The sequence below is a fragment of the Ruegeria sp. CDSA246 genome (assembly GCF_059611225.1).
In genome coordinates this window covers 26528-38264 of record NZ_JBXWPD010000014.1, presented here as the reverse complement: position 1 = coordinate 38264, position 11737 = coordinate 26528, and the positions used below count along the sequence as shown (strand labels likewise).

The window sequence follows — 11737 nt, the reverse complement described above, 5'->3', positions numbered from 1 at the left end:
TCCAATGCCAAGTACACTTTTTTTCAACGGCACAATCCTGACTATGGATGCGCAGAATTCTTCGCCGGAGGCCGTTCTGACCGAAGGAGACAAGATCAAGAACGTTGGAACCGAGGCCGATCTGCGCGCTTGCATGCCTGCAGATACTCAGGAACGCAACCTGCAGGGGCGTACTCTGATGCCCGCGTTTATTGACCCTCACGGGCATTTCCCGGATACGGGGTTCATTCGGCTGTTCCGAGTTGACTTGTCGTCGCCTCCTTTAGGGGATTGCCGGACCATGGCGCAGGCGTTGGACAGGCTTCGGGAAAAGGCCAACGCAACGCCCGAGGGTGAATGGATCATGGGGGTGTCGATTGACAATACCTCTATTTTCGAAGGTCGCATGCCGACGCGGGCCGAGTTGGACGACGTATCGCAACGTCATCCAATCTGGGTAATCCATGCCTCGGGCCACAATGGTGTGGCCAATTCTCTTGCGCTGGAAAGGCGCGGTGTAACCCGTCACACACCTGACCCAGAGGGCGGCCGCTTTGGCCGTGATCCCGAAACCGGAACCCTAACGGGATTGATCGAAGGGTTATCGGCCATGGGCGAGATGGGCGATACCGATTTCCTGATCGACCGCGAAAGGTTCTGGCAGGGCTTTGATGCCTGCCGTGACGAATATCTGACCCATGGGGTGACCTATGCCCAAAATGCCTGGACGTCGCAAACTATGCTGGATCACTTCGCCAGTCTGCCCGCCGATCATGATCCGGGAATTAATATCGAGCTGTTACCCGTCGGAAATCTGGAGCCAGAGCTAAGTACCCAATGGATCGGCACGAACTGGCCCGGCAACCCGCATTTCACACTAGGTCCGCGCAAACTGTTCACGGATGGGGCCTTTCAACTGCAGACCGCGTATCTGACTGCCCCGTATTTCAAGCCGTCTGATCCAGAACACCCTTGTGGGATGACTTACACCTCGCAAGAGCAGCTGGATGCTGATGTCAGCAATCTCCATTGTTCGGGTTTGCAGATTCATTGCCACTGCAATGGCGATGCCGGCGCCGAGATGTTCATTGATGCAGTGGACAAAGCGCTTCAGGCGCACCCACGCCAAGATCACCGTCATACTATCATCCATGGTCAGGCCCTGCGGGATGATCAGCTTAAGCGCATGGCCCAGCTTGGTCTTACTGTTAGTTTCTTCCCCGCTCATGTGTATTTCTGGGGGGATCGCCATTACGACTCCTTCCTTGGGCCTGAGCGGTCCGAGCGGATATCCCCGGCCGCATCAGCAGAACGGTTTGGCGTGCGATACACGATCCACAATGATGCATCGGTCACGCCAACACGTCCGATCCACCTGGCCCATTGCGCGGTAAATCGGAAAACCTCTTCAGGCCGTGTACTGGGCGAGGATCAGAAGATCAGCGTTCTGTCAGCTTTGCGTTCTCAGACCATCGATGCCGCTTGGCAGGTCTTCAAAGAAGATCAGCGTGGGTCTATCGAACCGGGTAAAGTAGCTGACTTCGTTATCCTTTCGCGTAACCCACTAATCGCTCCTGAGCACCTGACCGATACACAGGTGCTTGAAACGATCCGCAATGGTCAAATTGTCTTTGGTGTGCCGCATGCTGAACAAGTAATCGAGCGTATGGAATGACGATCAGGCGTATTGTGATCGCAGGGTTTCAGCATGAAACGAACTGCTTTGGTGTGACAAAGGCCGGTCTGCACGAGTTCGAGATGGCGGATTCCTGGCCCGGAATGTTGCGCGGCGAAAAGGTCTTGTTGGAAAGCGATGGCATGAACTTACCGATCGCAGGATTTGCTGCGACCGCTAAAGCGGCTGGGTTTGAGGTTGTGCCAATTCTGTGGTGCTCAGCCGAGCCGTCCGCGCATGTCACCGATCACGCCTTTGAGGCGATTTGCGGGATGCTGTTGGACGGCATTCGCGATGCAGGCCCGATTGACGGCGTTTATCTTGATCTCCATGGGGCAATGGTCACCGAAAGCCATGCTGACGGTGAAGGAGAGATTTTGCGCCGCATTCGAGAGCTTGTGGGTTCCACTGTCCCTGTCGTCGCAAGTTTGGATCTACACGCCAACGTCTCGGCTCGGATGGTGGCGCATGCGGACTACCTGTCAGTTTTTCGCACTTACCCTCATTTGGATATGGCAGAGACAGGTGCCAGATGCGTTCCGGTTTTGCAACGATTGCTAACTGGCGGAGCCCTATACAAGGCGTTCCGGACCGTGCCTTACCTCATCCCTCTGCATGCACAATACACTGGTTCTCCTCCTTTCGATGAAATTTATCTAAAGCCGACAAGGTTGGAGCAGCAGGGAATTCTGGCGGAGATCGCTCTTGGATTCACGGCAGCGGATTTCCCCGACACCGGGCCATCGTGCATTGCTTATGCAGCCACTGCCGATAGCGCCGCCGCCGCCGCTGAAGAAATCGTCAACTTGTTTGCGGCCCGGGAAGCAGATCTTGATTGCACGATGTTGTCTTTGGAGGAGGCAGTTTCGACATGCGGTCAAAGTCGGGTAGGGCCAGTCGTTCTGGCAGATGTTCAAGATAATGCTGGGGCAGGCGGGACGTCCGACACCACTGGACTGTTGGCGGCACTGATTGAAGGCGGGGTAAAAGGCGTACTGATGGGTCTGTTCCATGATCCGGAAAGTGCAAATCAGGCCCATGTGGCAGGTGAAGGCGCGTTGGTCAATTTGGCTATCGGCGCAAAGTCTGACCTGGCTGGCAACGTTCCGGTCATGGCAGAGTTTGAAGTCCTTGCTGTGGGTGATGGCACGTGCCGCTATACCGGAGAAATGTATGGCGGCGGCGTTGCGACGCTCGGCAAGACGGCAGCACTAAGATTGGTTGGGTATGAGGCCGAGATTGACCTCGTTGTGACGAGTATTCGCAACCAATGCCTTGATCGTGCGCATTTTACCCATATAGGGCTGAATCCCACAAACTATTCAGTGATTTGCGTAAAAAGCACGACGCATTTCCGAGCAGACTTCGAATCTACTGCAAGCGATGTTTTTTCGATCTCTTCGCCAGGTGCCTTTCTCTGCGATCTCGAGAAAATCCCCTACACTTGTATCACCAGGAGGTTGCCCAGCACTCGCAGTGCGTCTTCTAGCCAACACAAAATGAAAGTCTATTGAATTCTGAACCACCCAATCTCAGTGTGTTGCTACCCTAGTTTTTGAACATAATCGCTTGGCAATGAAAGAATGAATACCAAATCGCGCCCTCATTCCGTTGCTAATCACTGCCGCATTTCCGAGGATTCAATTCTGTCGCTTGATTGTGGGGGTATTGTGTAACAGAGAACGGTGTCCCAAGCGGCACTTTTTACAAGTGTGCGGGTATTCACGGGCTCTCGGGACACTTCCTGTAAATTCCCTGATTTGGGGTGGAGGAAGTTTTGATGACGAACGAAGAGCGGGACATCCAACGTAATCTGTGAGTGCTTCGACATGCCGAGAAGATCGGCAAGGTGTCACATACTTGTCATATTTGTGCGTTAGTCAAAAATTGAAAAAAGAGAAAACATAGGAGGCTCCGATGACCTCTCTCAATACTCAGCTATGGGAGCTGATTAAGACGCATAAAATGCCTGATGATGCTGCAGGCTCGCCGTTCATTGAACAACTAATGGCCGAAAACCGCATCTCTCGCGATACCGCCAATGTGGCTATCGCCGAATATCAAAAGTTCATGTATCTTTGTGCCACGCGACCAGAGCGTAACGTTCCCTCAAGCGCGGTCGATTTAATTTGGCATTTGCACATGCAACACAGCCGCGACTATTGGGATGTCTTTTGCAAGAAGCTGGGCAAACCAGTACACCACAACCCCGGCGGTCACGGGCTCCAACATCTGGAAGACTATAAAGCCACAGTCAAAGCCTATTCGGACCTGTTTGGAACACCCCCAAAAGGGATTTGGAAGCGGAAAGACAGAGTTGGTACTTTCACAATGCTGATCTTCTTGCTGGTGTTCATTTGCATCGGCGCCAGCTCCATTGTTCAAAGTGGCGATCTTTTGTTTGGAGTGCTTTGGCTAAGCGTACCGCTTGTCTGTTTTGTTATCACCCTCAATAGCCTGACCTCCAGAAGTGAGCTGACGCTGATTTTTGAAAGTGATGACCCTTTTGCCGACAAAGATGCAGGTGACTGTGCTTCCGGCGACGGTGGTGGCTGCGGCGATTGAGCCGTCAGTCGCTCATTCCGGCTACGGTTGCTCTGGGCCGTATTACGGTCGTAGAATGGAAATTTCGTCCTTGATCGGATTGACCCAAAATCGCGACCCCATACCTCCGCTGCCATGCAGCCGCCGCCTATTGCGGCATATCAACGTCAAAACTCGCTAAACTTAGAGTGCAAAGCAATCGGTCGGGCGGGCCTCGTTTCATTAAAATAGCGGGCTGTATCGTCTACAAAACAACCGATCTTGACGACTGGCTAAACGCTCATGCGGTAGGTGCATCATGAGCGATTCAGAAAACTGTGACGGCCCGAAAAACCCCAAGGTAATTTCGAAAAAATTCCAGCCGTGCAAAACCGCTAAAAAATGCAAAGCAAGTCAAGCGCCAAGGATGTCTTCGCCCAAGCCGAGCAGGTTCGTGCGGAACGCGCTAAGTCCGGCGACAGACCCTCCATCATCCGGCAACCGTCGCCAATACCGGTTCTCACCAAGACAAAGGTGTGGTTCCGCGTTCACCATGACGGCGTCTTCCCGGGTATCCCGGTTTTCATAGACCCTACCAGCGAGGATATGGAACGGATGCCGTACTACCTGACACTCGATATTGCGGACGAGTTGGAAGGTTCAGGCGGCCTGCAATTCATGACTGGCTATCTAATCTGTACCGCTAACATGAAGCTCCAACTCCTGCTGGTTAAAGAGGCGGACATCGACGGAAACATGCACTCGGCTACAGAAGCCAAGCATGAAGCCTGTGTTGACGGCCAAGGCCAATGGGTCCGTATGACTTGGGGCCGCGATGCGGGCCAGTACGACGTGCATATTGCAGAGTTTCAACGCAAGAAACCACGCTGGCCGGAAGATGTGGAACGCGTATCAATCATGTGGTTGGCGTTCCGAAAGGCCCTGATTGTCGACATTGACCACCCGGTTCTGAAAGCCTGGCGCTGGGAGAAGTGAAGACGGTGTACCTACCCCTACGCCCGATCTCGGTCGACTTCGAGTTCATCCCGATGGATGACGGCACCATGCGTGTGATCTGTCTTGTGGCAAAGGACCTATGGACCGGGGAAGTCACGAGTCGGTTCGGAGACGAACTGGGCCAAAAGGCCCCGTTCCCGACCGGTCCAAACAGCCTAGTGGTGGCCTACTTCGCTGCCGCCGAGATCGAGGCGTTCTGGGCATTGGGGTGGGACCTGCCCGTCAACGTCATCGACCTGTATGCCGAGCACATGCGCCTTACGAACGGCCTGCCAACCACTGAGATGCATGGTGTCCCCAGTGGCACCCGGGGCAGCCTGCTCGCCGCTTTGCGATGCCACGGACTCCCTGCGCGCGAACACGAGAGCAAGCGCCGGGCAATACGCAAAATCCTCGCTGGGCCGCCGTTCGATGCTGCGACGCGTAAGGAAATTCTCGACTACTGCCAGGAATCCGAAAGAGATACGAGATATTGTTCGGGAATTGACGATGAGGGGTTACACGTCAGACCAACCCGAAAATACCAACGACTGTTTGAACCAAGAAAAGCAAGTGGCGGAGCCAAGCTGATGCTCCGCCGTGCATGCTCACCAGTAGTAGTGATGGGGTTTGCGGCTATCCGGCCAAGCAATGTCATCAGGATCAGCGCCTTTCAGGATGCCAAGCGCAAGGGCCTTGGATTTGCGTCTTGTTGGACGTGTGTGAAAGATGATGTCGTGGCCGCGCGGCCAATTGCCGAGCCACCGGACATCATCCAGGTCTTTTCCGAGACGACGGCTCAGACCCAAGAGCGAGTACCCGTTCCCAGGCACGGTGCGGGGACGTTTGCGTTTGTAGTGGGCCATGTCTTTGGCCTTTCATGCAGTTTCAGAACTACATGGCACCCTCCATCGTTTGGTTTGCTGGTCTTGGGCTGGGCTCTGCTTTGACACTGAACACGCAGCCGGACTGGATATCGGATTGGGTCTTCAAAATCAATCGAAGGGAATAGGACGGCTTTGCAAAAGAATTTGTGCATCGGCTCTGGCAACCGGAGAGGCCCTTTCGCTACGGGTGCAATCTGATCGATCAGGCTGTCCAATAGCTGACCTTCGGTTTTTGCCTTCAGCGCTTACGTCGAGAGATAAAGGAAAAATCCCCGAGCCTTTAACCATCTATTCGGTTCTTCGTGCGAGTTCCAGAAATAGGCTAACAAGCACGCTGAAACAGTTACGGATTTCGCGACACATGTGGGAACAGGGAGCGAGTGTAAATAACGCGCCTAAGATGATTGCCTAAAGCCGCGTGTACGAATGCGGATGGTGAATAACCCTGGTCCAGATTTACGAGCCGGAGCGACCATTGCGTGCCACTGGAATGCTCGCCGGCGCGGACTGGGTTTCGTCAACTCACCGAAGCGTCGAGATGGTGGCGTGAACGTCGGAACACAGTACGTTTAACGTTTCAATCAAGTCACCTGAGAGGTCGTTCGACTTTTTTTGTTGCCGAAACCGGTTTCGAAGCGAACAAGTAGTAGGATGACAACGAATCCCAATCTGCAAAATCGCCAATCTCAGTCTAGGAACCCCTCACCGCCACGGCGGGTGAAACTCGACGAATTGGCGGATCATCTCGGGCTTTCAAAGAGCACGGTATCGCGCGCATTGAACGGGTATTCAGACATCTCAGAAGTCACGCGAAAGAGAGTTGAGGTCACGGCAAGAAAGATGGGCTATCGCCCGCTCAGTCACGCGCAGGCTATTCGAACAGGAAAAGTTCGCGCTATTGCGATGGTCATCAACAGCGAAGAACCGGACCAGCACAACCCGTTTCTTCAGGATTTTCTGGCAGGCGCTTGCGAAGCAGCCAGTGCGTCGGACTGGACAATGACAATTTCCACGGCAAAGTCCGGGAAAGATATGCTCAATGTGTTGGGACGTCTTGTCGAAGAACGCAAGGCAGATGGTTTCATTTTGCCCCGGACCGAAGTGGACGACGCGCGGGTAAAGTACCTCAAAGAATTGCAGGTCCCATTTATCCTATACGGGCGGACAGAATACGGCCAATCGGATCCTATGGATGATATGTCATGGTTTGATATATCCGGTGAGACGGCAATCCGGAATGCGGTCGTTCGCTTGGTCAGCTTTGGCCATAGCCGTATCGGTTATGTCGGCAGTGATCCGAAGTTCAACTACAGCCACCTGCGCCGCGACGGGTATCTCGAAGGTCAAAAAGTTGCGGGTTTGCGGGATGATCCCGAATTGATCCGAGAAGGTGCCCGGACACGCGAAGAAGGGGCGATCGAAGCGCGGGCGCTGTTAAATTTGGAACACCCGCCAACCGCGATCGTGTTTGCGACCGACTTAGCTGCTTTAGGGTGTTATCCAGTTTGCGCTGAGCTTGGCCTTGAAATCGGAAAAGACGTTTCAATCCTTGGATATGACGGCATTCCCGAATGCCAATACGTCAATCCAGGACTGACGACCTTTAGTGTGGACTCGCAGCGTGCTGGTGAGCGTCTTGCTACATTACTCATACGCCAGACCAGAGGTGAAGAACCAAAAAATCTACGCGAAATCAGAGAAGCAGTTCTTATTGAACGGAAATCTGACGGGCCACCAAGGCTGACGCCTGAAGAGCTGGCGCAAAAAATACGAAATTCCAATGATCATAACCGGGGAGGAGACCGCCTATGAAACATTCACCAAATGCATCTCGATTGCTGCTTGGAACATCACTCGCGATTGTCTTGACGGCGGTATCTGCGCAAGCAGATACAATTCGCTTTTGGACGACCGAGGAACAGCCTGAACGCTTGGCGAAGCAGCAGGAAATGGCGGATCAATTTAAAGCCGAAACTGGCACCACAGTTGAGGTCATCCCGGTAACCGAAACAGACCTGGGCACTCGTGCTACTGCGGCCTTCGCGGCCGGAGATTTGCCGGACGTGGTCTACCATCCGCTGCAATACGCCTTGCCTTGGGCAGAAGCGGGTATTCTGGACACCGAAGCCGCAACCGAAGTGATCGAAGAGCTGGGGGCCGATACCTTCGCGCCCGGTGCGCTGACTATGGCAGCCTTCAACGATGAAACCGCATCCGTGCCAGTCGATGGTTGGACACAGATGGTCGTATATCGCAAGGATCTGTTCGACGAAGCCGGACTGGATGCCCCGAGTTCATTCGCCAACGTTTTGGCTGCTTTGGAGAAACTGCACAACCCGCCAGAGATGTACGGATTTGTTGCCGCGACCAAGGTTGATGAGAATTTCATGAGCCAGGTTCTGGAACATGTGTTCCTTGCCAACGGCGTTAGCCCTGTAGGCCCGGACGGCTTCCAAGCATTGGACGAAGCCAAAACCACCGAGGTCCTGGACTTCTATAAGGCGATCTCGAAAGCGTCGCCCCCCGGTGAGCTGTATTGGAAGCAGTCCCGCGAGCTGTACTTCGATGGCAAGGCCGCAATGATCATCTGGTCGCCGTTCATTTTGGACGAACTGGCCGGTCTGCGTGACAGCGCCCCGCCGACCATTTCCGACGACCCGACGTCGAGCGAGCTGGCAACCAAAACGGGGATCGTCACCAATTTCTCCGGTCCATCCAATCCAGACGGTGCAGCCTGGGGTGACGTGCGGTATTTCGGGATCACCAGTGATGCCGATACCGACGCTGCGATGGACTTTGTGAAGTTCGCGATGGATGACGGTTATACGCAAACTCTGGCCATCGCACCCGAAGGCAAGTTTCCGGTACGTCGCGGAAATGCTGACAATCCAACAGCTTTTGCCGACGCTTGGGCGGAACTGCCGGTAGGTGTGGATCGCAAAGCACCTTTGGGTGAACTGTACGATCAGGCCATGATTGATGAGATCGTCGGAGGTTTGGATGTCGCGCAGCGCTGGGGTGTAACCGACGGGCAGCTCTCTCTGGCGTCGAAGATGATCAACTCTCAGGCCATCAACCGTGTCGTTCGTCAATATATCGACGATGAGATTGACGCTGCTGCCGCAGTCGCAGCCATGAACGAAGAGCTTGCCAAGGTTCAGTAAAACTCTGTCTCAACCGGCAACTGCAGCGGCATTTTCGCCGCTGCACCCAACCCTCTGAGGTCTCTTATGTCTTCGGCCACCCCACCGACCGGAACCGGGGCTCTTGCCAAGCGCGAAGCGCGCCTGGCTTGGGCATTGCTGGCTCCGACCGTGATAAGCGTGTCTCTTGTTGTGATCCTGCCGCTGCTGGCGATCATCTGGATCAGCTTCAAGCCTTTTACCCTGTCCGACCTGCGCCCACCTGCGCCGGTTGTCCGAGAAAGCTTGCGTGGATCGGGCGATGATCTGCGGATCGAGTATCGCCTGCGCAATTCCAGTCAGGAGATTGCTATTGGCGGCGTCACTCTGAGTGATGTGCTGCCTGAGGGCATGACACCCACTGATGAAATCGCGGAACCGTGTGTGCTGGACGGGCAAGACCTGTTCTGCGATTTTGGTATCTTGGATGGCGGCCAACGCGAGAGAATTCGTATTCCGGTAACCGTTGACGGCGACCCTGACGCGTTCGAAGAGTTGGTCGAAGGGTCGGAACCTGGTGTCACAGGCAGCGGCCCCAATGTGCTGACAAACCTCGAATTCAGCCTGGAAAACTACGCCCGTGTCTTCGATGGGGCAGAGTTCTGGGGCGTGCTCTGGGTGACGCTGTTCTACACCGTCTTCGGAACCATCGGGGCATTGGTCATGGGGTTGTTCGCGGCCCTGCTGCTTAACAAAAGTTTCCGCGGCCAAGGGTTCATACGCGGTCTCTACCTGTTCCCGTATGTCGCTCCGGTGATCGCAGTGGCGTTCACTTGGGTTACATTGTTTGATCCGTTCTCAGGCTCAGCCAATGCACTGTTGGTTCAAATGGGGCTGAGCAGTGAACCGATCAACTTTTTCGGCGAACGCCCCTTGGCGTTGATCATGGTGACAGTGTTCGAAATCTGGCGCTACTTCCCGCTGTCCTTCCTGTTCATTCTGGCGCGAATGCAATCCATCGACAGCAGCATGTACGAGGCGGCGGATATGGACGGGGCCTCGCCGTTCCAGAAGTTCTGGCTGCTGAGCATCCCACAACTGTTGGGCATTCTGTCAGTGCTGTTCCTTCTGCGCTTCATTTGGACGTTCAACAAATTCGACGACATCTTCTTGCTGACCGGCGGCAATGCGGGCACCCGCACGCTGACTGTGAATGTCTATGAACAAGCCTTTGCGATCTCGAACATCGGGGCAGGGGCGGCGGTGGCCGTGGTGATCCTGATGTGCCTGATTGCCTTCAGCTTTGTCTTCTTCCGCTTCATCAGCCGAGAGGAGGGTCTGTGATGCGAAAAGGGTATGTTACCGGCCCGGTTCTGGGCGCGCTCTGGATGGTGGTGATCGCAACCACCGCCGCCATCACCATGTCGTTCTCAACAGGCGACGCATTCCGGCCGCAGGTCTTGCTGAGCCTGATATGGGGCGCGTTGGCGGGTCTCGTATATGTCCGGTTCCCGCGACAGCGCGCGCCCGCGCGTCTGGGCATCTCAGCACTGTTGGGCCTGTCCAGCCTCACCGGATTTGGCCCGGTTCTGATTGGCTCTGACACGTCAACGCAGGCCGTGCTGGTAACTGTGATCGGTATTGCCGTCGTGATGCATCTGTCGATGGCGGCGATTTTGAAGGAAACACCGATCGGTGAGCTCACCCGCCATGAATACGAGGACGCGGTGATCCGGTTCTGCACCGGTTTCGGCTATATCTTTTTCACGGCGATCGTGATCATCCCCTTCTACGTGATGGTGATGACCAGCCTGAAATCCCAGCAAGCATTGTTGCAGAACCCGCTGGATTTCTCGGTGGACCTAACCCAGGGAACCGCCCTGTTCCGCAGCTACACTGAATTGTTCCGCGACTTCAATTTCGGCACCTATCTTTGGACGTCTTTCTGTGTTTCGGTGCTGACCGTGTTCATCACGCTACTGTTCAGCGTACCCGGTGCCTACGCCGTGGCTCGTTTCCGGTTTCAGGGGCAAAAGGCGTTCTCTCGCTCGATCCTGCTTATCTACATGGTGCCGATGATCGTTCTGGCGCTTCCGATCTATATTGCATTCTCGCTGACTGGTCTGCGGAATTCGATCCTAGGCATCGTTATGATCTACCCGGTCACGACAATCCCCGTCGCGCTTTACATGCTGCAAGGTTACTTCCGCGGCCTGCCGATCGAGGTGGAAGAGGCAGGCCTGATGGACGGCCTGTCCCGTCTGGCAGTGATCTGGAAGATCACCCTGCCGCTGAGCTTGCCAGCGCTGGCGTCGGTCTCGCTCTATGTCTTCATGATTGCCTGGAACGAGTTCCTGCTGGCCTTCATGCTTCTGGACGACCCGTCGAAATTCACCCTGACCCGAGGGGTCACGATGCTGAACTCCTCAGAAATTCCCCGTCAGCACCTGATGGCCGGTGCGGTGATCGCCACCGTTCCGATCATGGCGCTGTTCCTGGGGCTTGAACGTTTCATGACCAAAGGCCTCACAGCGGGGTCTGTCAAAGGATGACCG

The 11737-nt window shown here is 54.9% G+C and carries 9 protein-coding genes; all 9 read left to right on the top strand.

Going from position 1 to position 11737, the window contains the following annotated elements; translation table 11 throughout:
• Positions 1–4 precede the first annotated feature (4 nt).
• The 9 genes from AC2FI9_RS17390 to AC2FI9_RS17350 all read left to right on the top strand — a co-directional run bounded on the left by AC2FI9_RS17390 (position 5) and on the right by AC2FI9_RS17350 (position 11734).
• Positions 5–1654 carry an amidohydrolase gene (locus AC2FI9_RS17390; protein ID WP_496769380.1) on the top strand — a complete coding sequence of 550 codons (1650 nt, stop codon included), beginning with the start codon at positions 5–7 and terminating at the stop codon, positions 1652–1654.
• Positions 1651–3168 carry a M81 family metallopeptidase gene (locus AC2FI9_RS17385; protein ID WP_496769378.1) on the top strand — a complete coding sequence of 506 codons (1518 nt, stop codon included), beginning with the start codon at positions 1651–1653 and terminating at the stop codon, positions 3166–3168. The genes AC2FI9_RS17390 and AC2FI9_RS17385 overlap by 4 nt, the downstream gene beginning before the upstream one ends.
• 403 nt (positions 3169–3571) lie before the next feature.
• Entirely contained in the window at positions 3572–4219 is a 648-nt protein-coding gene (locus AC2FI9_RS17380; RefSeq protein ID WP_496769377.1) for a glycine-rich domain-containing protein, read from the top strand.
• 360 nt (positions 4220–4579) lie between these two features.
• A complete protein-coding gene (locus AC2FI9_RS17375) occupies positions 4580–5173 on the top strand; it encodes a hypothetical protein (RefSeq protein WP_496769375.1) in 594 nt (197 codons plus the stop codon).
• On the top strand, positions 5170–6123 hold the full coding sequence (locus AC2FI9_RS17370) for a hypothetical protein (protein ID WP_496769374.1): 954 nt from the start codon (positions 5170–5172) through the stop codon (positions 6121–6123). Before AC2FI9_RS17375 ends, AC2FI9_RS17370 begins: the two co-directional genes overlap by 4 nt.
• Before the next feature lie 654 nt (positions 6124–6777).
• The gene (locus AC2FI9_RS17365) at positions 6778–7872 is read left to right on the top strand and encodes a LacI family DNA-binding transcriptional regulator (protein WP_496725598.1); all 1095 of its coding nucleotides are present in this window, start codon (positions 6778–6780) and stop codon (positions 7870–7872) included.
• On the top strand, positions 7869–9224 hold the full coding sequence (locus tag AC2FI9_RS17360) for an ABC transporter substrate-binding protein (protein ID WP_496741222.1): 1356 nt from the start codon (positions 7869–7871) through the stop codon (positions 9222–9224). Before AC2FI9_RS17365 ends, AC2FI9_RS17360 begins: the two co-directional genes overlap by 4 nt.
• A gap of 66 nt (positions 9225–9290) precedes the next feature.
• Positions 9291–10526, top strand: a complete 1236-nt coding sequence (locus AC2FI9_RS17355; protein WP_496741223.1) for a carbohydrate ABC transporter permease — start codon at positions 9291–9293, stop codon at positions 10524–10526.
• Positions 10526–11734: a carbohydrate ABC transporter permease gene (locus AC2FI9_RS17350; protein WP_496769371.1), complete on the top strand. Its 1209-nt coding sequence runs from the start codon at positions 10526–10528 to the stop codon at positions 11732–11734. The genes AC2FI9_RS17355 and AC2FI9_RS17350 overlap by 1 nt, the downstream gene beginning before the upstream one ends.
• Positions 11735–11737: the final 3 nt, after the last annotated feature.

What these genes read in the sequence shown, in the direction of transcription:
- AC2FI9_RS17390 (WP_496769380.1), top strand. Translation starts at nt 5, where the DNA reads ATGCCAAGTACACTTTTTTTCAACGGCACAATCCTGACTATGGATGCG.
- AC2FI9_RS17355 (WP_496741223.1), top strand. Translation starts at nt 9,291, where the DNA reads ATGTCTTCGGCCACCCCACCGACCGGAACCGGGGCTCTTGCCAAGCGC.
- AC2FI9_RS17350 (WP_496769371.1), top strand. Translation starts at nt 10,526, where the DNA reads ATGCGAAAAGGGTATGTTACCGGCCCGGTTCTGGGCGCGCTCTGGATG.
- AC2FI9_RS17380 (WP_496769377.1), top strand. Translation starts at nt 3,572, where the DNA reads ATGACCTCTCTCAATACTCAGCTATGGGAGCTGATTAAGACGCATAAA.
- AC2FI9_RS17360 (WP_496741222.1), top strand. Translation starts at nt 7,869, where the DNA reads ATGAAACATTCACCAAATGCATCTCGATTGCTGCTTGGAACATCACTC.
- AC2FI9_RS17385 (WP_496769378.1), top strand. Translation starts at nt 1,651, where the DNA reads ATGACGATCAGGCGTATTGTGATCGCAGGGTTTCAGCATGAAACGAAC.
- AC2FI9_RS17375 (WP_496769375.1), top strand. Translation starts at nt 4,580, where the DNA reads ATGCAAAGCAAGTCAAGCGCCAAGGATGTCTTCGCCCAAGCCGAGCAG.